The sequence below is a fragment of the Halpernia sp. GG3 genome, from assembly GCF_052976925.2.
Map to the genome: position 1 here is coordinate 29,173 of NZ_JBRIIR020000002.1, position 22,247 is coordinate 51,419.

Genomic DNA, 22,247 nt, shown 5'->3' on the forward strand with positions numbered 1-22,247 from the left:
GTCATTATTTAGCAAGTTTTTTTTTATTCCCGAAATTCGCTTACTTTCATATCAAATTATTTTTCTTTGTTAAATCTTGAGACTTCCATAGAATTTTTAAAAGGAATCGGCGCAGAGCGTGCGAAGGTTATTAAATCTATTTTAGAGATTTCCACCGTGGAAGATTTCCTCAATTTCTTTCCAATTCGATATTTAGATAAAAGCAAAATTTATCTAATTAAAGATTTAACAGAAGATTTACCGGATGTTCAGTTACAAGGCAGAATTACAGAAATACAGGAAATTACTTCTGGAAAAATTAAACGTTTAGTGGCAAAATTTCAGGATAAATCCGGAACGATGGATTTAGTTTGGTTTCGGTACACGAAATGGATGAAAGAGCAAATTCCAATTAACAAAGAACTCTATATATTTGGTAGGGCCACACTTTTTAATAAACAATATTCCATTGCTCATCCTGAAATTGAAGTTGAGGAAAATAAAGAATCAGAAACCTGTCTGAAACCAATTTATCCAAGTTCTGAGAAGTTAGTAAAAAGGGGCTTAAACCAGAAGTTTTTTGTGCAAATCATGAAAAATATTATGGTTGAAATGCCTAATTTAATCAATGAGAATTTACCGCCTTATTTGATTGAAGATTTAAATCTAATGTCAAGGCAAAGTGCCTATTTTAACAGTCATTTTCCCAAGGATTTAGCACATTTTGAAATCGCCGAAAGGCGTTTGAAATTTGAAGAGGCGTTCTTTTTTCAATTAAGTTATGGTTTAAAAAAACAATATCACAAAGTTAATTCTATCGGGAATCCAATGCCGAAAGTTGGCGGTAATTTTAACGATTTTTATATAAAATATTTACCTTTTGAATTAACGGGCGCGCAAAAAAAAGTGTTGAAGGAAATAAAAAAAGATTTAGCCAAACCCATTCAAATGAATCGTTTATTGCAAGGCGACGTAGGTTCTGGAAAAACGATGGTTGCTTTATTAGCCATGCTTTTAGTTTTGGATAATGGTTTTCAATCTTGTTTAATGGCGCCAACAGAGATTTTAGCGCAGCAGCATTTTAATGGGATTTCTGATCTTTTAAAGGAAACCACTATTAGTGTAAAATTGTTAACAGGTTCTACAAAAAAATCTGAACGGAAAATTATTCACGAAGATTTATTAAGTGGTAAACTTTCTATTTTAATAGGAACGCACGCAGTTTTAGAAGATATTGTGCAATTTAAAAATTTAGGTTTAGCAATTATCGATGAGCAACATCGCTTTGGTGTCGCGCAGCGTGCAAAGCTCTGGGCAAAAAATAAAATAGCGCCTCACATTTTGGTAATGACTGCTACCCCGATCCCCAGGACTTTGGCAATGAGTTTTTACAGTGATTTAGAAGTTTCTGTGATCGATGAAATGCCTGTTGGTAGAAAGGAAATTATTACTGCCCATCGTCGTGAAAAAGATCGTGGTTATGTCTATGATTTTTGCAAAGATGAAATTAAAAAAGGCCGGCAAATTTATTTTGTTTATCCTTTAATAGAAGAATCTGAAACTTTAGATTATAAAAATTTAATGGAAGGTTTTGAACGAATTTCAGAATATTTTCCAAATCCGGATTTTAATACAAGTATGCTTCACGGGAAAATGAAACCTGTTGAAAAAGATATTGCAATGCAATACTTCGCCAGTGGAAAAGCCAATTTGATGGTTGCAACGACGGTTATTGAGGTGGGCGTTAACGTACCAAATGCATCCGTAATGGTGATTGAAAGTGCGGAACGATTTGGTCTTTCCCAGTTGCATCAGTTAAGAGGCAGAGTGGGACGTGGCGCTGAACAAAGTTATTGTATTCTAATGACTTCCGATAAACTCAATAATGAAAGCCGAAAACGCATTAAAACAATGTGCGAAACGAATGATGGTTTTAAAATTTCTGAAGTCGATATGGAACTTCGTGGTCCGGGTGATATTTTGGGAACGCAACAAAGTGGCATAGTAGATTTTAAAAAATTAGATTTGGTCAAAGACGGTAAAATTATTAAAGCTGCAAAAGATATTGTCGAAAATATATTAAAAAAAGATCCGCAACTTGTGGCTGCGGATCATATTTCTTTGAAAGATTTCTATATAAAACAATACAAATCTAAAAATAAATGGGGGAAAATTTCCTAATTATGTTGTTCCCATCACCATCATATTCTCCATAGTTGGCGAGGCACTTCCACCCGCTTTCTCTAAAGTAATTGCAAATGCTTGTGCTTTATCAACTACAGCCATAGACTGGATCTGATCTGGCTGACTTCCGTCAAACATCCCTGCACTAACAGGCTTTCCGTCTACAATCGCCCAAAGTTGATACTGTTGACCTTCGGGTGCACTTGGTAAGTTATTAACTTTCAAATGAACTTTTTTGGAAGTAGTGTCCCAATATACATTTGCAAGCATTCCTGGATGAGTCTTTACGCCCTCCAATTTGATATTTCTGGAATTGAGTATTAAGGAATTTTGATTTTGAAGATCAGTATTCTGTGTTTTTAACACATTATTACTTGCCGTCATTTGCGTCATTTCCTTTTCTTGATTTTGACTGGTATAAAAATTGTAGCCTAAACTCAATAATAAGAGTAAAGATGCAGCAACGAGTAAAAATTTTGAGAAATTATTAGTTTGATTTTTATGTGTGCTACTATTTAAAGGAATGATTGGAGTCGAAACGGGTGATTTATTCTCGTCAGTAATTTCATTAACCTGGGGTTTGGTGAAATCTAATTTTGCAAATATGTCAGATTTCAAGTGAGATGGCACTTGTACAGCTTCAGCATCAGCTAAAAGTTCAAATGTTATCTGAGCCTCTAAAACTGCAGCTCGTACTTCTGCATTATTTTTCATCACACACTCGAGGATAGAAGCATCTTCCTGTGGAAGTACTCCTAGTGCGTATTCTTCAATGATACCGGTTGATATGTAAGTTTTTGTGTCCACTTTTTTATAAATTGTGTTTAAAACCTTTCAATAATTCTCGCAGTTCCTTTATTGCTGCTCTGCATCGTGTTTTCACTGTACCTAAAGGAATTCCTAAATCTTCAGAAATTTCTTCATGTGTGTATCCACCGAAGTAAGCTTTATTAATTATCACTTTATAGTCGTCCCGAAGTTTATCTACAAAAGACTGTACTTCGTTAAACTCGTGTTTCTGCTCTGTTGAAAGTGTTGTACTGTCATTTACGAAATCAGGAATACTTTGGTTTTTCAGATCGTTTCTGAATGATTTAGATTTTAAACGATCGATGGCGGAATTTCGCGCTATATTTAGCATCCATGTGTAAAGACTGCCTTTATTTTCATCAAAAGACTGTATAGAATTCCAAACTTTTACAAATACATCTTGTAAAACTTCATTGGTTTCCTCTTTGTAGGTTAGGATTTTTATAATTATTCCATAAAGGGCGCCAGAATAATTATCGTATAGGTAATTAAAGCCCTTCTCATCCCTGCTTTTTAGCAAAGCGACCAATTCTTCTGTTGTGAGCTTTAGTTTATTCAAAATATAATTTCGCATCAAATATAATCCAAATTTTAGAAATAAAATCTACTTATTCAATAAATTCGTAACTATTACCAAATTTATTCACAATGAAATCAACCATTTTTAAAACTATGCTTCTTTTGGCAGCAGCCATTTTCGCTAATCAAACTGTCTTTGCTCAAAAAATACAGGTTGTGAATGGCAAGAGTGTCGTAAATCCCTTTTACTCCAGAACTGATACTTCAATTTTACATGTAACAGATGTACAATGGAAGAAAGTTTTAAATAAAAATCTTTTTGCAACAGCTCGTAAGAATAATACTGAGATGGCTTTTACCGGAAAGTATAATGATTATGATGGAATTGGAACATATTATTGCGCTGTTTGTGGAAATGCATTATTTAAATCTGATTCTAAATTTGCTTCTACCTGCGGCTGGCCTAGTTTTTTTAAAACCATCCGTTCGAAATCTGTTATTTATAAGGAAGACGATTCAGACGATATGCTCAGAACAGAAGTAAGATGCGGTAGATGTGATGCGCACTTAGGTCATGTCTTTGATGACGGCCCCACAGCAAGTAAAAAGAGGTTCTGTATGAATTCTATTTCTTTAGAATTTGTGCCGGATAAAAAAATTGCAAAACGATAAATCTAAAAGGTTTTCGCAATCGTAAATCATAATAACACAGTGTAACTATATATTCTTTAACTTAAAAATCAAACTTTATGAACTATTTAAAAATTACTACCGCAGCATTGGCATTAACAATGACATTCGGTTTAGGAAATCAACTTTCTGCACAGAAAATGATGCACAAAGAAAAAACAGTAATGGTGGGCGGAGCAGCAATGTATCCTACTAAAAACATCGTACAAAATGCGGTCAACTCTAAAGACCACACTACTTTAGTTGCAGCAGTAAAAGCAGCAGGCTTGGTATCAACGCTGGAAAGCAAAGGACCATTTACGGTTTTTGCACCAACTAACGAAGCTTTCGACAAATTACCTGCAGGAACTGTAGAAACAGTTTTAAAACCAGAAAATAAAGCAACTCTTGTTTCAATTTTAACTTACCATGTTGTACCGGGAAGAATTTCTTCTAAAGAATTAGCAAAATGGATCAAAAAAGGACATGGTAAATACATGGCAAAGACTGTACAAGGTGAGAAATTAACATTTACTATGAGTGGAAAAAATATCTATGTTTCTGATACGAAAGGGAACAAAGCCAAAGTGACCATTGCGGATGTGAACCAGTCAAATGGTGTGATACACGTTATAGACACGGTATTGATGCCATAGTTTTCATAGTTTTTTAATGTTATGTGAAGGTGCCGCAGTCAGAAATGATTGTGGCATTTTTCTTCAATTATGCTTTCAAACATTTCATCAATAATGTTCATCAATAATTTTTAAGGGTTTCGATCTTAAATCATAGTAAGAAAATATACTAAATATTTTTATTTATCAAAAAATAAAACTAAATTTGAAGTTAATTAGTATATGAGAGAAAATTACTTCACTTAAAATTTTAAAAAAAAATCATTATGAACTATCCAAAAATCACAATTGCCGCAATGGCAATAACAATGACTTTAGGTCTAGGAAACCAACTTTCTGCACAGAAAATGATGCAAAAAGAAAAAACAGTAATGGTAGGTGGCGCAGCAATGTATCCTACTAAAAATATCGTGGAAAACGCGATTAACTCTAAAGATCACACAACTTTAGTAGCAGCAGTAAAAGCTGCAGGTCTGGTTGAAACTTTAGAAAGTAAAGGTCCATTTACAGTATTTGCACCTACAAATGAAGCTTTTGCTAAATTACCTGCTGGAACTGTAGAAACCGTTTTGAAACCAGAGAATAAAGCGCTGTTAACATCGATTTTAACTTATCACGTAGTTCCTGGAAAAATTTCTTCCAAAGAATTAGCAATGTTGATTAAAAAAGGGAATGGAATGTACATGGCAAAAACAGTTCAAGGCGAAGAATTGACATTTACAATGGAAGGAAAAAATATCTATGTTTCTGATACAAAAGGAAACAAAGCAACGGTTACCATTGCGGATGTAAACCAATCTAATGGTGTAATACACGTTATAGACACAGTATTAATGCCTTAGTTTTCATAGTTTTTTATGTTGAGATGCCGCACTTTTAGATGAGTGTGGCATTTTTTTATATTTATAATCTCTTCTAATATTTTTTAAAATTGACAAAATAATATAAGCAATTTCTCAACTTTCTGCACTAATATAAATAAATTATTGATTGGATAGGTGAATTATTATCAGTGTTTACCATATTTTGATTTGAATCTAAAAAAAAATTAATATTAAATAAATCTAAAAAATCTTTATCCTCGTAAATTCTAACATTACAAATTCACATTAAATAATAATTAAAAAAGTAAATTATGAACTATTTTAAAATGACCATCGCAACACTTGCAATTACAGCAGGAATTGCTTTTTCAACTCAATCTTGCTCATCAATGATGGGTAACAAATCAATGGGTATGAATAAAACAGTAATGGTAGGAGGTGCAGCAATGTATCCTACTAAAAATATCGTAGAAAATGCGGTTAACTCAAAAGATCACACTACTTTAGTTGCAGCTGTAAAGGCAGCAGGTTTAGTACCAACATTGGAAAGTAAAGGACCATTTACGGTTTTTGCACCAACAAACGAAGCTTTTGATAAATTACCTGCAGGAACTGTTGATACAGTTTTGAAACCAGAAAATAAAGCGTTGCTTACTTCTATCTTAACTTACCACGTTGTACCGGGAAGAATTTCTTCCAAAGATTTAGCAACTTGGATCATGAAAGGAAATGGTTCTTACATGGCTAAAACAGTACAAGGCGAAGAGCTAACTTTCACAATGTCAGGAAAAAATATTTATGTAGCAGACATGAAAGGGAATAAAGCAGAAATCACTATTGCAGATGTAAATCAGTCTAATGGAGTTATACACGTGATTGACACGGTATTAATGCCATAAGATTTCGAAATTTTTTTATGTTATGTTTAAATGCCGCCTTCAGAAATGAAGGCGGCATTTTCTTAATACTAAAGTTTGTATTCCATTAAACAATCGTCCATCACAAAGCCGCTTCCGATATCAAAAACATCTTCCTTATAAGTTTTAAATCCTTGGGAAATATAAAAATCTAAAGCCGGGTTTTCTTTATTCACATTCAGAATTATTTTACTATCACTTAATTTTTCTACTTCTTTTTTTAAAAATTGAATGGCAAACTTTCCAAATCCTTTACCCTTAGTTTCTTTTAAAAGATATATTCTGTGAAGTTTCGTTGTTTTAGGCTCATAAGCATTTTCGAAACCCATAATTCCTACCGCAATTTCTTCATCTAAAATTAAGTAATAATGATAATTTTCATTTTGAAAGTGGATTTTGATTTCCTTTTCAGAATACATAAGATCAAGCATGTAGGTGATCTGTTCTTCGGAAATTATACCTGGATAATTTGCGCGCCAGGATTTTTCTGCTAATTCTTGAATTAATGAGATGTCTTTTTCAAGAGCTTTTTTTATTTTCATTTATAATACGTTTGTAATTGAGGCTTAAGATTATTTTTTTACAATCAAAAATTTTCTATTTAATATTTTCTTTAATTTTTTTTGATGATCAAAGATAGTAATTATTAGTTTTTTTGTTGAAGTAAATTAGATTCCTAAAACAATTCTTCACTTAAATTCTTCATTCTAAGCATGTTTCTAGGTAAATTTTCTTAAATTTGCACCCTTAATAATTGACCTTAAAAGTCAATTTACTTCCTACACGGATAAAAAATCCTAAATCCTTAATCTTTATATTTTAAAATGCGCACAAAATCCACCGGTCAGAAAAGAATAAATATCGTTACGCTTGGATGTTCCAAAAACGTTTATGATTCTGAAGTTCTAATGGGACAGCTAGAAGCGAATGGAAAAGATGTTGTACATGAAGACCGTGGAGATATCGTTGTGATTAATACCTGCGGGTTTATCGATAATGCCAAAGAAGAAAGTATCAATACTATTTTAGAATATGTAGATGCGAAGAAACGTGGCGAAGTCGAGAAAGTTTTTGTTACAGGCTGTTTGTCAGAGAGATATAAGCCGGACTTATTACGTGAAATTCCTGATGTTGATCAATATTTTGGAACGCGGGATTTACCACTTTTACTTAAACATTTAGGCGCAGATTATAAGCACGAATTAGTGGGTGAAAGAATGATCACTACGCCAAAACATTACGCTTATTTAAAAATATCTGAAGGTTGTGACCGACCGTGTTCATTTTGCGCTATTCCTTTAATGCGTGGAAAGCACATTTCTACACCCATTGAAAATTTAGTTTTAGAAGCACAAAAATTAGCTAAAAAAGGCGTAAAAGAATTAATTCTAATTGCGCAGGACCTTACTTTTTACGGCCTTGACATTTATAAAAAACGAGCTTTAGGTGAATTATTAAAAGAGCTGGTAAAAGTAGAAGGGATTGAGTGGATTCGTTTACATTACGCCTTTCCAACTGGTTTCCCAGAAGATGTTTTAGATATTATTAGAGAAGAACCAAAAATCTGTAATTATATAGATATTCCTTTGCAGCATATTAATTCTAAAGTTTTAAAGGATATGAAACGTGGAACAAGTCACGAAAAAACCAATACACTTTTGGATAAATTTCGGGAAAAAGTTCCGGATATGGCAATCAGAACAACTCTTATAGTTGGTTTTCCTGGTGAAACTGAGGAAAATTTTCAGGAAATGAAAGACTGGGTGAAGAGTCAGCGTTTTGATAGATTGGGTTGTTTTACCTATTCTCATGAGGAAAATACCACAGCGTTTATTTTAGATGATGATGTACCGCAAGAAGTAAAAGATGCGCGTGTAGAGGAGATTATGGAAGTACAGTCTCAAATTTCTTGGGAAAAAAATCAGCAAAAAATCGGTAAGATTTTTAGATGTTTGTTCGATCGTAAAGAAGGAAATTATTTTGTGGGAAGAACAGAATTTGATTCACCGGATGTTGATAATACTGTTTTAGTTCCAGCAGAAAATATATACATATCTGTCGGCGACTTTGCTGAAGTGAAAATAACTTCCGCAGAAGAATTCGATTTAATTGGGGAATTGGTATAATTTTCAATTAACTTATTTGAGACGATCTCTTCATTTTTTGAAGAGATTTTTTTTGTTTAAGTGGTTGATTGTCATCTATATAAAATGAAAAATTATGTATTTTTCTTAAAATTTAGTTAATTACATTAACTTTTTTTTCTTGTTTTTAACACAATTTAACATTCTTTGCGAAAAGCCTTTATTAAAGGGGAAGTCTTACGTGTAATGGTGTTTTTAACAAAACTTTAACAGAGCGGTGGTGAAAAAGTATTGCATAATTCAGAAACTAAATACCTTTGACCTGTCAAAACCCCCAAAATATATAAAATGGAGAAAAGACTCATTCTTTTAGCGATTATGATAATATCAGTTTTTAGTATTTATTCATTTAAGAATACTTCTAAATTTGAAAATGTAAAGACAAGTTTTGCATCTTATTATCACAGCAAATTTAACGGTAGAAAAACAGCAAGCGGTGAGATTTTTAGTAATTTAAAAATGACCGCGGCAAACAAAAGTCTTCCGTTTGGTACATTAGTAAAAGTTACTAACCTGAGAACAAATAAAAGTGTAGTTGTAAAAATTAACGATCGCGGACCTTATCATACATCACGCGCAATAGATTTATCCAAAGCTGCATTTGATGAAATAGGAAATCTTGATCGCGGTATTATGCCAATCGAATATGAAATAGTAAATTAACACAATTTCATTTACTTAAAATTAAAAAGAGTTTGCCTACGCAAGCTCTTTTTTTATGGATTTACTCTCCTTATTAATTAGAAAGAACCAGTTTTTAAGCTGGTTTTTTTTTAATTTTTCTTTAATCAAAGTTTTAGATTTTAATTATTTAGGTTGTTAAAATTTGGCGGGCAGATTAATTTCAACGTCAAAATTATATTTCTTCAAAAATTTAAAAAAATGAATATTAAAATCCAATTTATTTTATAGGAATCAATTCAGCTATAAAATTATAAACTATAAAGATCGAACTACGCTGGATTTTTTACTTAAAATAGTGAAATTATACAATTCATTTAACATACAAAAAACGAGTAATAGATATTGATTTATAAATATAATTGCTAAAAAAATAGGTTATAATTAATAAAATTACATATATTTGATAGTATAAATAATTTGACTTAATTTTATAAAAAACAATATTGAAATTAATTAATACTTTTCTATTGGTACTTTGCTTTTCACGAAGTTCAAATGCCCAAAATCCCATTATAAATTCTGCATTATTTGGTGAATGGAAACTTGTAACATTAGAAAATGGTTATGATTCTTATAATTACGATACTCAAAATAAAAAATTGGATATGAGTTCTGATCTGTTATTTGCAATGGGTGAATACCGGTCTAAAATTTTTGAAAATAAAATTAGACAACTTGCTGAAAAATCATCATTCAAATTAACGAAAAATGGACAATATGAGTTGAATTTCGGTAAGTAAGATATTCTGAAAGGGATTTGCAGATCGATGGTTTATAAAAAGGTGGAAGAAGGTTTTTAAATTAATTGACAACGTAAAAAAATTATCAACGCATATTTTAAAATAAAATCTGGAAATAGACTAGTAAAAAGTTGACAAAAGTTAATTCTTAACATTCTGTTTTAAATTAAAAAATTAAAAATCTAAACCATGAAAAAAAATATCACATTCTTCTGCTTAATGCTATTTTCTGGGATTTGTTTTGCTCAGGAACTCACAACGAATAAAACGCAAACAATTGCTTTGCTAAATAATGAATTTAGTAAAGTCAACGGAAAAATTATAAAATATGACGAGGGAAATGTTACAGTTAAAAATAGTAGAGTTAGTTTCGAAAGAGGAATGCTTACAATTACGCAATCATATTTTGAAAATGATAAGATGTCTTCTACTAAATCCTATTATTTTAGTCCTCTAGATTTTGATGGAGTTGTTGATGGTTCTAAAGATTATAAAAGAAAAAGTGACGACGAAGTTGGTGATGTACGAATTTTTGGCAATAAACACAAGGTTATATGGAAAAATCAGATTTTTCCAGAAGTTGAAAAAACTTTGATGCACAACAGTATTATGTCTTTGAATTTTTTTTACAATGAAGGTAAAGGTTTTGCTCCGATTAAAAATGCATTGCTCCGTTTGCAAACTTTGCTAAAGGCAGAATCTGATCCATTTGAAACAAATGATAATGAAAAAAGATTAGCAACGCTTATTTCAAAATATAAAACATGGAAATACACCAATACAAATGGAACAAAAAGGCTGTATGAAAATTTGATATTTTCTCAGAGTGGACCAGTTTGTTCCTACAGTTCGAAAAAGACTGTAACCAATGCTAATGGATATGTAATGGTCTCAATTGAAAAGACTGATTTTTGGTGGAATCTTGTGGATAATATAAAATATTATAAAGAAACGGGACATGTTGAATTAAAATCAAAAGAATTGCTTTTCTACAGCGAAGTTTCTTTAGGAGGAAACGATCAAACATCGGTAGTTACAGGTCTATTTCAACATTTTTATTTCATATCGCAACCGAGTGACAACAATGGTGAAGGAAAAAAAGATATTATCGAAATTATCGACCTTATTAAAAAAATAGTAAAAAATTACAGCGGTAAAGAACCAAAACTAGAAATCGTTGAAATCTAACAAAGTCGACTTCAAATAAAATTATGATCAATCTCATTGAACATTTTTAACAAATAATTACAGAAATATATAATTAATTTTATCTAAAATCTATTTTATTTATTTAAATATTCAAAAATTGATGGTTGATTGACCTTTATAAATAGAAATGAATTAATATAATTTCTACGCGGTAAAACCTTTTTGTTATTTCAGCGACAGCAAATAAATAATCTATATAGCATGATGAAAAACATTATTATAATTTGTCTTTTTTTTAGTTTCTGCTTTTCCCAGAGCCGAATACTAATTACATCAAATGATGCAGATTTAGTTTTACAAACCAAATTCGAAAAAATCCCTTTAACAAGTTTTTTAGCTAAATCGGAAAAAAAATTTAAGGTAAAAACTAATCTTACAGCTATTAAAAAATTTGGTGAAAACCCCTTCTTAAATTCAATATCCATCTCAAGTGATCAAGCAACAATTAAATCTTTAAAAGCATTGAGAGATGACAATGTTAAATTAAGTTCAATAGTTAGTAGTAAAATTCAACAAAAAGATAAAGAAGAAAAAAAGAATAATATTTATACCAAAATTTTGACTGATACTGTCATTTTGCCTTTTCACTCATCTCTTGCTGCGGTTCGATTGAATGGAAAATGGGGCTTTGTAAATAATTTGAGCAAATTAATTATTCCAGCAGTTTATGATAGCATCGGTCATTTTTCAGAAGGTTTGGCTTCGTTTTATGTCGGCACTGATCGAGATAAAAATGGAAGATTAAAAGGTGGCTTTTGGGGTTTTATTGATAAGAATGGAAAAAAAATTATCCCGCCTAAATATTTTGCTGTAAAAGAATTTTCCCAAGGTTTTGCTTCCGTCCAATTTGAAGAAACTCAAAATGGATCAAATACTTCCAATTACATTAATAAAAAAGGTGAACAATTATTACCTGAAAATAAATATGTTACTGAGAGTTTTTTACCAAGTAACTTAGCCATTACAAGTGGACTATTCATCTCCGACGAATTAATAAATACTAAAGGCGAAGTTGTCGCAAAATATGGAAAAATTAAATCTCTTGGCGAAGGATTATTTTTGGCACAAGAAGATTTTAAAGGCACAATGATAGTTGATAGCGGTGGACGAATAATTGTGAATTCTGGTAGATATAATAGAGTATTACCATTTAATGAAGGATTTGCAAGAGTTGGCAGACATGATATGGACGCAGGGGTTGAAACTAATATCTATGGATTTATCAATAATTCGGGTAAAGAAATTATAGCCCTTAAATATGAAGCAGCTGGAGATGTTTCAGACGGAATTATAATTGCAAAATTGAATAAAAAATACCACGCTTTAAACATTAAAGGAAACGATATTTTACCGGTTACTGATAACTTTATTACTAATTTCTCCGAAGGAATGGCGGCGCTTTATGAAAATAAAAAATTTAAGTTTATCAATAGAACTGGAGAAAAAGTGATTAGCAAAGAGTATAATCTTGTTCTTCCTTTTTCTGAAGGTCTTGCTGCGGTAAATGATGGTGGTAATTCCACTTATTTTTTCTGGTCATTAAACGAAAAGAAAATGACAGTCGGCGGAAAATGGGGGTTTATAGATAAAAAGGGGAAACTAATAATAGAGATGTTATACGATGGTGTTTCAAAATTTGAGAATGGATTAGCATTGGTCAGAGACGATAAACATTGGCTTTATATAGACAAAGATGGCAATGACGTCGCTAAAATGTTGTTGAAAAATCTAAGTGGAAAATAAAATTAGTATTCTAAAAATTAAAGTAAAATCGATGAAAACCAGGAGCATCATTTAGACTGATGGTTTTATTTCATTCGTTGGTGAAACACAATCTTAAACTATTTGAAGAAGATCTTAGACAAGGTGCACAAAAATCCATGTTTAGATTAGATAAAAATGGTGGCTATGAGCTGATACTTGGTGAAAAAGATAATTGGAAATCTGAGGCAGTAAAAGAGTTGGTGAATGGTTTCATTCCAGACACGTTTGGTATTTTATCGCTTATAAATGATAATGATAAAGTGCCTTTTGAGATCACTGTTATTGTGGAAGGAAAACAGTTATTTTTATCAATTAGCATGAAGTCAAAACAAATATTCATTTTTAGAAAGGATTTTAAAGGGATTACTTTTTAAAAGTTTGACACCATTAAAATATTAGATCATGAGGAAAACTAGAATATTAAAATTGACAATAAGTAAAAACACGTAGAACAAATTAATTATTTAAAAGCAAAAATGATGAGAACAAAACAAATACTCTTTTTAACACCACTGTTTTTTAGCATATCAATTTTTGCCCAAAAAAAACACTGAAAAAAGTAGAGAAATTTCACGCAAACAAATTTCATATAATATGATGGATCACCAACTTGGGAAATAAAGTTTAACGATAAATCGCAGCATTTTAAGAATGTTAAGTATTTTTCTGAAATCAGTATTTATGAAGCCGCAGAAATAATAAGTAAAAAGTTTAAAGAAGGAAAAATTGAAGATCTCATCATTAATGAACATATAAAAATAAAAATATTAAATCAGACTATTCCACAGATAAAAACCTGTATAAATCTACCCTCACAATAAAAAATACAAAATCAAACTTTATCAGTGATTATGATGGAAAAAAATATTTCAATATTGTCACTGCAAGTGGAGAAAATTCGGATACTGACGGAGTACCCGATTAATGAAAAATGTAAAAGGCGTAATTATACTCGATCTAAATGAAACTGACATAACGAATAAAAGCATAAAAATTCTTAATAATTTGGAATATACCAATGAACTACGCACCAAAGAATGCCGATATTTAACTTATGATTGCACAGAAGATTTGAATAGATTAAAAACTCAAAATTTCTTACACTTAAAAAACACAGCAATTACGGTTCATGGACTTTTAAAGTTAAAAAATCTCATCAACCTCAAAACATTAATGTTTTCTGCAGAAGATATTCCTTCAATAAAAGAATAGCTATTACAGTTAAAATTAATGCATTTATGTTGTGAAATAGTTATTCATTCTAAATCTTACAATTATAATTCAGTATATCTTTTTATGGAATTTCTAAAAGACAAACCATTTTTATATAATTAAAATTAAAAATACAGAATCGGGGGCGGTTTGTGGCAAACTGCTTAGTCATCCAAAAGAAAATCGCATAGAACTAGAAAGTCAAGGAAAGCTTTCTTTAGAAGAAATTGAATGGCTCGAGATTAAATTTAGAAAATAACAGTAGTGATAATTCGCAATCGTCTCAATTTAATGGGTTGTAAAATTTATTAAACATTCTAAACATTCCATTTGTTATCGAAAACGGCATTCTCAGCCTGTATATTTTCGAAACTTCAATATATTAACTTCAAAAGTTTTGGTTAAATGAAAGCCAGTCTTGTGATTTAAGACAATTGCAAAAATCGATTACAGAAAATAAAAACTACTAAGTAAATTTTGGACGCACCGATATCTATTCTAATAATTTAATTAAATTTTTAATTGAAATTAAAGACCAATTTAATCTAGATTCGACTCTTTTTTTTTAGTAAAAATGAGGTGTAATTATCCGCCAATCGTGATCATACTTCTATTTTTATGATTTTTTAAATCTTCAAAATCTTTCAAATTATCCATGCCTGCACGAATGGCTTTTTTCTTATTAATGGCTATCTTAATCAAGGGTTCGATACTTTCATCATTTCGAAAGGCTGCTAATAGATCAGTTTCTGAGGTTGAAAATAAACAGTTTTTAATTTTGCCATTAGCAGTTAAACGAATTCTATTGCAAACATCACAAAAGGGATTTGTGACTGAGGAAATAATACCAAAACTTCCCGCGTAATCTTTTATTTTAAAATTTCTGGCGGTAAAATTTTGCTCATTTTTTATAGGAATGAATTGATCGGCGGAATAATTTTCATCAACTTTATCTAATATTTCCTTGAAACTGACTAATTTAGATTTGTCCCAACTGTTTCCACTAAAAGGCATAAATTCGATAAATCTCACGTTGATCGGTTTTATTTTTGTGAATTCTATAAAATCAATAATTTCATTTTCGTTAAAATCTTTGAGTAAAACCACATTAATTTTTACATTAAAACCTTCCTTAATAAGCAATAGAATATTTTGATACGCTTTATCAAATTGATTGCGTTTTGTAATCGTATTAAATTTTTCTGGATTTAAAGTGTCTAAACTGACATTAATATCCTTCAAGTTGTATTTTTTAAAGTCTTCAATGTGACGATCAACCAAAATTGCATTTGTAGTGATCGATATCTGCACAGGTAGTTGCGATAATCCAGCTAAAATTTCTGGAAAATCCTTCCTCAAAAGTGGTTCGCCACCTGTAAGTCTTATTTTATTAACACCGTTTTTCACAAATATTTTTGCAATTTCGATAGCTTCCGATGCCGTCATTAAATTTTCTTTCGGAGACAATTCTACACCATTTTCTGGCATACAGTATGTACAGCGCAAATTACATTTTTCTATAAGCGAGATCCGCAGGTAGTTGTGTTGACGTCCAAAAGTGTCCGTTAATATGTCAGTCGTTGTACTCATTTAATGTTTTTCGCCTTTCATTATTTTAAAACTGTGAAAAAGTGCGGGAAATACAGCATCTAAGCTTTCTGCAACGCCCTTATTCGAGCCGGGTAGCGACAAAATTAAAGTATTTCCAATTATTCCCACAATACTTCTTGATAGCATCGCAAACGGCATTCTGTCTTGTCCGTATCTTCTGATGGTTTCTTCTGCGCCAAATAATCTTTTGTCTAAAAGTGGTAAAACAGCTTCGGGCGTGTTATCTCTCGACGATAATCCCGTCCCACCGGTAATAATTACGATATCATTACTAGTAATTAAATCTTTTAGAGTGTCTTGAATTTGCCCTAAATCATCCGGAATAATATTTATTTCCGAAGATTCTAGTCCAAATTTCTGCATTTTTTCCCGAATCACAGGGCCAGATTTATCTATACCTTCACCATTATATAAACTGTCTGAGCACACTAAAATCCCAACTTTTATATTTGAAATATCAGCAATTGGAAATGAACTTTTACCCCCGGTTTTTTCTAAAAGTTTGATGGTTCTTATTTCAATGCCTTTATCGATCGGCTTAAGCATATCGTAGATATTTAAGGCTACGACGCTTGCACCGTGCATAGCTTCAACTTCTACACCAGTTTTATAGATGGTTTTCACCGTCACTTTTATAATAATCTCAAGGTCTTTTATTTCATATTCTACGCCAGTAAATTCTATCGGCATTGGATGACAATCTGGCAATAATTCCGGTGTTTTTTTTACTGCTAATAATCCCGCAGCTTTACTCATTTCAAAAACATTTCCTTTCGGAACTTGATTATTCTCAATGGCTTTTATAGTTTCCGAAGTACTTACTTTTACCGTCGCCTGTGCTGTCGCACTGCGTAATGTATTGGATTTATGCGTGATATCTACCATCTAAATATTCTTTTTCCATTGATAAGATTCATCTTCAAAAATTTCTTTACCAAAAATGGGAACTTCACTTTTTACCCGGTTCACAATATATTCTGTGGCCTCATACACCTGCGGTCGGTGAGCTGCAGAAACGAAGACAAACAGACAAATTTCGCCCACATTGACGCGGCCCAGACTGTGGTAAATATGCATGCAGGTTAAATTAAATTTGTCAAAAGATTCTTCCCTAATAATTTCTAATTTTTTATCTGCCATTTCCTGATAACAACTAAAATCTAAAGCTATGACTGTTTTTCCTTCTATAGCATCTTTTCGAACTTGTCCCATAAAAATATTATGAGCACCAATTTGTGTTTTTGTCTGGTGTTTTTGGATGGCGTCGGCAATAAAAGCGGATGTTATTTCACCCTGCAGAAAGACCTGCTTTGTTTTCTTTATCATTAATTTCTGATGCATTTTCCTTTAAAGAATAAATTTGTTTAAAACTTTTCTGACTTAAAATTTTTGCGGCAGTGTCACTTCTTTTTCCGCTCTGGCAAAAAATAAATATAGGTCTTTCAATTGGTATTTTAGCTAAATTTTCCTCTAAATCTGCAAGAGGAATTTGAAGGTAATTTTTAAAATTTAATTTCGGTTCTTCTTCCGCATTTCTTACATCTAAAAATGTACCGCTTAACTCAATCGCTTCGTGATAACTTATGGTTTTTAACTTTAAAGAATATTCTTTTAAAAAAAAATCCGCTGTAATATAATCTGTTGCTTTCTTTTCATATTTAAATAAATGCTGCTCATTATTTAAAGTATCGATCAAAAGCATTTTATCAGTCAGCAATTCACCAATATTTAAAAAATATTTAAAAACTTCATTGGCTTCATAAATTCCTGCCATTGCAACGGTAACCGGCATAACGCCAGCTTCGGCGCAACTGAGAATTTCTTTTGGCGGAGTCGGGTAGAGGCACCGATAAGTACCGCTATTTTTAAAATTAAAGGTGGCAATCTGAAACTGAAACCGATAAACAGAAGCGTGAATAAAAGGCTTTCCAGTTAAAAAGCACGCATCATTAATTAAGTAGCGAACATTAATATTGTCAGTCGAATCCACGATAATATCATAATCTTTAAAAATTTGCAAAGCATTTTCCCCGGCTAAATAGTCATTATAATTTTCAATTGAAATATCTGGAAACTGAAGTCGTAATTTTTTTGCCGCGGTCTTAGATTTTGATTGATTTAAATCTTTTTCAGAAAAGAGGATTTGGCGGTGAAGATTACTTTTAGACACAATATCGCCGTCAATAATTCCAATTTTTCCAATTCCGGAAGAAGCGAGATAAGGCAAAACTACATTTCCCAAACCTCCTGCGCCGACAACCAACACGGAAGCCTGTCTTAATTTTTCCTGACCTTTTGCACCAATTTGTGGTAAAGTAATTTGACGTGAATACCTGCTATCTTCCATATCATTTTTTATCCGCCTGCGAATGCCGACAAAATTGCAATTTCATCTGTTTCATCTAAATTTTTCTCTGCTGAACTTTCTATGATTGAATGGTTGATCGCAATGTGAAAGTCACTTTCATTTAATTCATAATTGTCTTTTAGAAAAATAATTAAAGAATTTATACTCGTAATTTCCTCTAAATTTTCTGAGCTTTTACATGTTTTATCAGCGATTTCGCCAAAATAAGTGATTTTCATATAGTCTTTAAACTAAAAATAATTTTACGGCGGCGATGGTTAAAACTCCAGCTAAAACATATTTCAGCGTGTTCATATTAAATTTTTGACTTCCGTAAAGTGCACCCAAACTTCCGCCAATTACGGCCACAGGAATTAGATACCATGTTTCAATCGGAACTTCGCCGCCATTAATAGTGAAACCTACGATTCCAGAGATTGAATTTACGAAAATAAAAAGCGATGAAACTGCCGCAGCCTGCTTCATATTTCCCCAGCCCAAAAGTATAATAATTGGACTCAGAATAATGCCGCCACCAATACCAATCATTCCAGAAAATAATCCAATTGCACCTCCGATCACCAAAGATAAATAGAGATTATTTTCTTTAAATTCTGTTCTTGGTTTCCCAAAAATATTTAGCATTCTTAAAATTGCAATTACAAGAAAAACACCTAAAATCTGCTTGTATAAAATTGGATTTATCTTTAAAAAACCACCGATGAACGCCATCGGAATGGAAGTGATGGCGAACGGATAAAATAATTTCCATTTAAAATGATTGTTCTTTTTAAAAAACCAAAATGAAATCGCCGATACAAAAATATTCAGCAATAATGCAGATGGTTTCATGACGAAAATTGAAAAGGAAAAAAGTGCCATTAGTGCCAAATAACCACTTGCGCCGCCGTGACCCACACTCGCATAGAGAAAGGCAACTACGGCTAAAATGACCATAAATAATATTAATAATTGAGGTTCTACAAATATATTCACTTTATTAATCGAGTTTTAAATAATTTAATAATTCTCCTTTTTTAATTAATTTTATATCTTCCGGAATAATCAAAAGTGCGTTAGAAATTGCAAATGATTTCAACATTGAAGATGCTTGTCCGGAAAATTCTGTTGCAATCTCATTTTCCACATTTCCCTTCAAAAATAAAGTTTTTCCGAAATTATTTTGAATATCGCTGTTAGCTTTTGCCTTTAATATTGGCAAATGAAATGCTGCAAAACCCATTTGCGCTTTTAAAAGTGGCCAAGCGAAAACATAAAAACAAGTAAGACTGGAAGCTGGATTTCCGGGTAAGGCAAAAATTATTTTCTTTCCTTTTTTACCAAACCAAAGCGGTTTTCCGGGTTTTTGATTAACATTATAAAATAATTGTTTTACGCCGTTTTCATTTAAGGCTTCTTCCACAAAATCATAATCGCCGACAGAAATTCCGCCTGAAATCAAAATAACGTCATTGTCATTTAATAATTTTTTGAGAGAATTGGTGGTTTCTTCAAGCGTGTCTTTCGCAAATAAAATTTCTATTTCTTCAATACCAAGACGTTGCAAACCCAATTTTAAAGTTAAAGAATTGCTGTCATAAATCTCGCCTTCTTTTAAAATTTCTCCACTATTTTTTATCTCGTTTCCTGTAATTAATATGCCCACTTTTGGACGACTGAAAACTTGAATATTTTTAATTCCAAGTCCGGCTAAAAATCCAATCGCGGCTTCATTTAAAAAAGTTCCTTTATTTAAAGCGACATCTCCTTTTTTTATCTGTTCGCCTTCCCGACGAACATTACTGCCTTTTGCGGGATTTTTTTCAATAATAATTTCATTATCAATTCTTGAAACATGTTCCTGCATCACCACTGTATCTGCCTTATCAGGAACGCGCGCTCCCGTAAAAATTCGGATCGCTTCGCCCTTTTTTAAATTAATATTTTGAGAAATGCCGGTTTGTACTTCGCCAATGACTTTGTACCAATTCTCATCAGAATAAATAAACGCATAACCGTCCATTGACGACTGTTTGAAAGGTGGCATATTTAGCGGTGAAATAATATTTTCTGCTAAAATATAACCGTAAGAATCTACAACATCTTTGGCCACCGATTTTAAAGGTTTGCAATATTTTTCTACTGCTGCAAGTGCTTCTGAAACTGAAATCATTGAACAAATTTTTTGTAGTCTTCAGGCGTGTCAATGTCTGTAACATCAGGTGTCATTTCGATTGTTTTAACGATTATTAATTCACTGTTTAGTAAATCTGCGGCGCCTTTTTCACCCTGCAATTTAAGCAAATCTGGAAAATATAAGCGTGGAAAAATTGCGGGAACTCCATTTTTCGTTCCATATTTTGAAGCAAAAATAAATTCCGGTGACTTTTCAAAATTAGAAATTAAGGCGTTCAGATATTCTGAAGTGACATTAGGTTGATCGCCGAGTATAATCAAAACGGCGTCAAATGAATGTTTATCTAAATTTTTAATTCCACAAGAAATACTGGAACCGAGTCCTTTCTGAAAGTCCAAATTCTCAATTATTTCAACTTTATAGTTGGTGATGCTACATTTAATTTGATCTGCATTTGCGCCTAAAACACAAAAAACATTTTCAGCATTTGTTTTTTGTGCGTTTTCAATACTAATTCCTAAAAGTGTTTTACCACCAATTGGTAATAATTGCTTAGCAGTTTTCATTCGGGAAGCGGTTCCAGCGGCGAGAATTAGAACTGCAATTTTCATAGATCATAATAAATTTGCCCGATATTATTTTGCATTTCAATAAAATTCGTTTTTCGTGTAACCGCTAAAATCTCTGAAAGAATAGAAAGTGCAATCTCTTCCGGTGTTATCGCGCCAATATTTAAACCGGCAGGACTGTGAATTTTATCTAAAAATTCTTCATTTAGTTCTGGGTTAAATTCTATTAATTCGTTTAAAATCAATTCGCGACGTTTTTTAGAACCGAGAATACCTACATATTGAAGATTAAAATTCTGTAATTTTAAAAGATATTTGAAATCCAGCACGTAGTTGTGCGTCATTAAAACAACTGCCGTTTGATTATCTAAATTAAAATCAGCAACCTCAGGCGTTTTCGGAGAAACTTTTTTTGCGCCCGGAAAATCTGAAATATCTTTGGGATCTTTTATGGAAGTTATGACTTCAACGTCCCAACCCAGAACACTTGCCATTATACAAAGTTTTACTGCATCATGTTCGCCACCAATAATTATTAATCTAAATAAAGGATCTAAATTTTGCGAAAACACATCCAAACTACTTGTGTTTTCCACATTAAAGTGGTCATTAAATTGATAAGTAGAATGATCGGAAAAATTGATTTGGCTTCCAAAGTGTCCTGTCGCGTTATTTTTTCTAACATAATTGGAAGTCAGTTTAAAACTTTCCCGAAGATCTAATGCTTTTTGAAATTTTAAATAAAGTTGCTCAGAAATTATAAAAGGCTCAATTAAAATATATAAAATGCCTTCACAGCCTAATCTATAGCGCCCGTCATAAGTCATTATTTTTGACTCGCCGGTTTTGAAAACACTTTCCGCCCTGTGCTTTATTTCTTTTTCTACGCAACCGCCACTTACAGCACCTGTCATTTTTCCATCTTCCGAAATAAGCATTTGAACACCAGGTTTTCGATAAGATGAGCCTTCTAAAAACACAACTGTTGCCAAAACATTTTTTAATCCTTTCGCTTGGTTAGCGCAGGCATCAGAAAATATGTTTTTTATTTCGTGTGTCATAAAGATTTGATGAAAAACTTTTTAGAGCAGTAATTGTCACATTAAATAAGTAAATCAAAATTAGTGAATTTGAATTTATTTAAAAAATTAATTTCTAAATTTAATGAAGAAATTTAAATAACGAAGTTTATTGATTTTAATTTAATTTAAAAAATTTAAAGAAAATAATCGGTATAATTAAGTTTTTTTCTTAATTTAGTGAATGAAATAAGAGTCATTATTTCTATTCAAT

The 22,247-nt window shown here is 31.8% G+C and carries 24 protein-coding genes; 12 read left to right on the top strand and 12 right to left on the bottom strand.

All coding sequences use genetic code 11. The features are described from left to right. Positions 1 to 66: 66 nt before the first annotated feature. Positions 67 to 2,160: an ATP-dependent DNA helicase RecG gene (recG, locus tag ACVBED_RS00155; RefSeq protein WP_447119953.1), complete on the top strand. Its 2,094-nt coding sequence runs from the start codon at positions 67 to 69 to the stop codon at positions 2,158 to 2,160. On the opposite strand, the gene ACVBED_RS00160 is transcribed toward recG, so the two are convergent. Together ACVBED_RS00160 and ACVBED_RS00165 are read right to left on the bottom strand one after the other, a co-directional pair. Next, complete coding sequence (locus ACVBED_RS00160) at positions 2,161 to 2,970, bottom strand: anti-sigma factor (protein WP_447119954.1); 810 nt, start codon at positions 2,968 to 2,970, stop codon at positions 2,161 to 2,163. A 4-nt stretch (positions 2,971 to 2,974) separates the two neighbouring features. After that, entirely contained in the window at positions 2,975 to 3,547 is a 573-nt protein-coding gene (locus tag ACVBED_RS00165) for an RNA polymerase sigma factor (protein ID WP_447119955.1), read from the bottom strand. A 74-nt stretch (positions 3,548 to 3,621) separates the two neighbouring features. Between ACVBED_RS00165 and msrB the strand changes: the two genes are divergently transcribed. From msrB to ACVBED_RS00185, 4 genes are all read left to right on the top strand, one after another. After that, positions 3,622 to 4,164 (top strand): peptide-methionine (R)-S-oxide reductase MsrB, encoded by a 543-nt coding sequence (gene msrB, locus ACVBED_RS00170; protein ID WP_473094283.1) that lies wholly within the window; start codon positions 3,622 to 3,624, stop codon positions 4,162 to 4,164. A gap of 77 nt (positions 4,165 to 4,241) precedes the next feature. Then, positions 4,242 to 4,817, top strand: coding sequence for a fasciclin domain-containing protein (locus ACVBED_RS00175; protein WP_473094284.1), 576 nt, complete (start codon positions 4,242 to 4,244; stop codon positions 4,815 to 4,817). 245 nt (positions 4,818 to 5,062) lie between these two features. Beyond that, positions 5,063 to 5,638 carry a fasciclin domain-containing protein gene (locus ACVBED_RS00180; RefSeq protein ID WP_447119957.1) on the top strand — a complete coding sequence of 192 codons (576 nt, stop codon included), beginning with the start codon at positions 5,063 to 5,065 and terminating at the stop codon, positions 5,636 to 5,638. Positions 5,639 to 6,009: 371 nt separating this feature from the next. Then, on the top strand, positions 6,010 to 6,519 hold the full coding sequence (locus ACVBED_RS00185; protein ID WP_447120017.1) for a fasciclin domain-containing protein: 510 nt from the start codon (positions 6,010 to 6,012) through the stop codon (positions 6,517 to 6,519). Between the two features lie 68 nt (positions 6,520 to 6,587). Here ACVBED_RS00185 and ACVBED_RS00190 read toward each other — a convergent pair whose 3' ends face one another. Next, positions 6,588 to 7,079, bottom strand: a complete 492-nt coding sequence (locus ACVBED_RS00190; protein WP_447119958.1) for a GNAT family N-acetyltransferase — start codon at positions 7,077 to 7,079, stop codon at positions 6,588 to 6,590. 282 nt (positions 7,080 to 7,361) lie between these two features. Between ACVBED_RS00190 and rimO the strand changes: the two genes are divergently transcribed. From rimO to ACVBED_RS00225, 7 genes are all read left to right on the top strand, one after another. Further along, positions 7,362 to 8,663, top strand: a complete 1,302-nt coding sequence (rimO, locus tag ACVBED_RS00195) for a 30S ribosomal protein S12 methylthiotransferase RimO (protein ID WP_473094285.1) — start codon at positions 7,362 to 7,364, stop codon at positions 8,661 to 8,663. Positions 8,664 to 8,969: 306 nt separating this feature from the next. Beyond that, positions 8,970 to 9,344 carry a septal ring lytic transglycosylase RlpA family protein gene (locus tag ACVBED_RS00200; RefSeq protein ID WP_447119960.1) on the top strand — a complete coding sequence of 125 codons (375 nt, stop codon included), beginning with the start codon at positions 8,970 to 8,972 and terminating at the stop codon, positions 9,342 to 9,344. A 464-nt stretch (positions 9,345 to 9,808) separates the two neighbouring features. Next, positions 9,809 to 10,105 (top strand): hypothetical protein, encoded by a 297-nt coding sequence (locus ACVBED_RS00205; protein WP_447119961.1) that lies wholly within the window; start codon positions 9,809 to 9,811, stop codon positions 10,103 to 10,105. 189 nt (positions 10,106 to 10,294) lie between these two features. After that, the gene (locus tag ACVBED_RS00210) at positions 10,295 to 11,293 is read left to right on the top strand and encodes a hypothetical protein (RefSeq protein ID WP_473094286.1); all 999 of its coding nucleotides are present in this window, start codon (positions 10,295 to 10,297) and stop codon (positions 11,291 to 11,293) included. 222 nt (positions 11,294 to 11,515) lie between these two features. Beyond that, positions 11,516 to 13,057: a WG repeat-containing protein gene (locus ACVBED_RS00215; protein WP_473094287.1), complete on the top strand. Its 1,542-nt coding sequence runs from the start codon at positions 11,516 to 11,518 to the stop codon at positions 13,055 to 13,057. Between the two features lie 59 nt (positions 13,058 to 13,116). Then, positions 13,117 to 13,452: a hypothetical protein gene (locus ACVBED_RS00220; protein ID WP_447119967.1), complete on the top strand. Its 336-nt coding sequence runs from the start codon at positions 13,117 to 13,119 to the stop codon at positions 13,450 to 13,452. A gap of 550 nt (positions 13,453 to 14,002) precedes the next feature. After that, on the top strand, positions 14,003 to 14,290 hold the full coding sequence (locus ACVBED_RS00225; protein WP_447119968.1) for a hypothetical protein: 288 nt from the start codon (positions 14,003 to 14,005) through the stop codon (positions 14,288 to 14,290). A gap of 585 nt (positions 14,291 to 14,875) precedes the next feature. Here ACVBED_RS00225 and moaA read toward each other — a convergent pair. The 9 genes from moaA to ACVBED_RS00270 are packed head-to-tail and all read right to left on the bottom strand — an operon-like array spanning position 14,876 to position 22,015. Next, the gene (gene moaA / locus ACVBED_RS00230) at positions 14,876 to 15,880 is read right to left on the bottom strand and encodes a GTP 3',8-cyclase MoaA (RefSeq protein WP_447119969.1); all 1,005 of its coding nucleotides are present in this window, start codon (positions 15,878 to 15,880) and stop codon (positions 14,876 to 14,878) included. Then, on the bottom strand, positions 15,881 to 16,786 hold the full coding sequence (gene moaCB, locus ACVBED_RS00235) for a bifunctional molybdenum cofactor biosynthesis protein MoaC/MoaB (protein ID WP_447119970.1): 906 nt from the start codon (positions 16,784 to 16,786) through the stop codon (positions 15,881 to 15,883). It abuts the gene before it with no gap. Continuing rightward, positions 16,787 to 17,227 (bottom strand): molybdenum cofactor biosynthesis protein MoaE, encoded by a 441-nt coding sequence (locus tag ACVBED_RS00240; RefSeq protein ID WP_447119971.1) that lies wholly within the window; start codon positions 17,225 to 17,227, stop codon positions 16,787 to 16,789. After that, entirely contained in the window at positions 17,190 to 18,248 is a 1,059-nt protein-coding gene (locus ACVBED_RS00245) for a ThiF family adenylyltransferase (RefSeq protein WP_473094288.1), read from the bottom strand. The genes ACVBED_RS00240 and ACVBED_RS00245 overlap by 38 nt, the downstream gene beginning before the upstream one ends. Positions 18,249 to 18,256: 8 nt before the next feature. After that, positions 18,257 to 18,487: a MoaD/ThiS family protein gene (locus tag ACVBED_RS00250; protein ID WP_447119973.1), complete on the bottom strand. Its 231-nt coding sequence runs from the start codon at positions 18,485 to 18,487 to the stop codon at positions 18,257 to 18,259. A 7-nt stretch (positions 18,488 to 18,494) separates the two neighbouring features. Next, positions 18,495 to 19,244 carry a sulfite exporter TauE/SafE family protein gene (locus ACVBED_RS00255; RefSeq protein ID WP_447119974.1) on the bottom strand — a complete coding sequence of 250 codons (750 nt, stop codon included), beginning with the start codon at positions 19,242 to 19,244 and terminating at the stop codon, positions 18,495 to 18,497. 4 nt (positions 19,245 to 19,248) lie between these two features. Further along, on the bottom strand, positions 19,249 to 20,421 hold the full coding sequence (locus ACVBED_RS00260) for a molybdopterin molybdotransferase MoeA (protein WP_473094289.1): 1,173 nt from the start codon (positions 20,419 to 20,421) through the stop codon (positions 19,249 to 19,251). After that, entirely contained in the window at positions 20,418 to 20,996 is a 579-nt protein-coding gene (locus ACVBED_RS00265; RefSeq protein ID WP_447119977.1) for a nucleotidyltransferase family protein, read from the bottom strand. The genes ACVBED_RS00260 and ACVBED_RS00265 overlap by 4 nt, the downstream gene beginning before the upstream one ends. Next, positions 20,993 to 22,015, bottom strand: a complete 1,023-nt coding sequence (locus ACVBED_RS00270) for an XdhC family protein (RefSeq protein WP_473094290.1) — start codon at positions 22,013 to 22,015, stop codon at positions 20,993 to 20,995. Before ACVBED_RS00270 ends, ACVBED_RS00265 begins: the two co-directional genes overlap by 4 nt. Between the last annotated feature and the right edge of the window lie 232 nt (positions 22,016 to 22,247).

Excerpts from the sequence above, each read along its gene's own strand:
- ACVBED_RS00165 (WP_447119955.1), bottom strand. The coding sequence starts at position 3,547 with ATGCGAAATTATATTTTGAATAAACTAAAGCTCACAACAGAAGAATTG.
- msrB (WP_473094283.1), top strand. The coding sequence starts at position 3,622 with ATGAAATCAACCATTTTTAAAACTATGCTTCTTTTGGCAGCAGCCATT.
- ACVBED_RS00175 (WP_473094284.1), top strand. The coding sequence starts at position 4,242 with ATGAACTATTTAAAAATTACTACCGCAGCATTGGCATTAACAATGACA.
- ACVBED_RS00180 (WP_447119957.1), top strand. The coding sequence starts at position 5,063 with ATGAACTATCCAAAAATCACAATTGCCGCAATGGCAATAACAATGACT.
- ACVBED_RS00185 (WP_447120017.1), top strand. The coding sequence starts at position 6,010 with ATGATGGGTAACAAATCAATGGGTATGAATAAAACAGTAATGGTAGGA.
- ACVBED_RS00190 (WP_447119958.1), bottom strand. The coding sequence starts at position 7,079 with ATGAAAATAAAAAAAGCTCTTGAAAAAGACATCTCATTAATTCAAGAA.
- rimO (WP_473094285.1), top strand. The coding sequence starts at position 7,362 with ATGCGCACAAAATCCACCGGTCAGAAAAGAATAAATATCGTTACGCTT.
- ACVBED_RS00200 (WP_447119960.1), top strand. The coding sequence starts at position 8,970 with ATGGAGAAAAGACTCATTCTTTTAGCGATTATGATAATATCAGTTTTT.
- ACVBED_RS00210 (WP_473094286.1), top strand. The coding sequence starts at position 10,295 with ATGAAAAAAAATATCACATTCTTCTGCTTAATGCTATTTTCTGGGATT.
- ACVBED_RS00215 (WP_473094287.1), top strand. The coding sequence starts at position 11,516 with ATGATGAAAAACATTATTATAATTTGTCTTTTTTTTAGTTTCTGCTTT.
- ACVBED_RS00220 (WP_447119967.1), top strand. The coding sequence starts at position 13,117 with ATGGTTTTATTTCATTCGTTGGTGAAACACAATCTTAAACTATTTGAA.
- ACVBED_RS00225 (WP_447119968.1), top strand. The coding sequence starts at position 14,003 with ATGAAAAATGTAAAAGGCGTAATTATACTCGATCTAAATGAAACTGAC.
- moaA (WP_447119969.1), bottom strand. The coding sequence starts at position 15,880 with ATGAGTACAACGACTGACATATTAACGGACACTTTTGGACGTCAACAC.
- moaCB (WP_447119970.1), bottom strand. The coding sequence starts at position 16,786 with ATGGTAGATATCACGCATAAATCCAATACATTACGCAGTGCGACAGCA.
- ACVBED_RS00240 (WP_447119971.1), bottom strand. The coding sequence starts at position 17,227 with ATGATAAAGAAAACAAAGCAGGTCTTTCTGCAGGGTGAAATAACATCC.
- ACVBED_RS00245 (WP_473094288.1), bottom strand. The coding sequence starts at position 18,248 with ATGGAAGATAGCAGGTATTCACGTCAAATTACTTTACCACAAATTGGT.
- ACVBED_RS00250 (WP_447119973.1), bottom strand. The coding sequence starts at position 18,487 with ATGAAAATCACTTATTTTGGCGAAATCGCTGATAAAACATGTAAAAGC.
- ACVBED_RS00260 (WP_473094289.1), bottom strand. The coding sequence starts at position 20,421 with ATGATTTCAGTTTCAGAAGCACTTGCAGCAGTAGAAAAATATTGCAAA.
- ACVBED_RS00265 (WP_447119977.1), bottom strand. The coding sequence starts at position 20,996 with ATGAAAATTGCAGTTCTAATTCTCGCCGCTGGAACCGCTTCCCGAATG.
- ACVBED_RS00270 (WP_473094290.1), bottom strand. The coding sequence starts at position 22,015 with ATGACACACGAAATAAAAAACATATTTTCTGATGCCTGCGCTAACCAA.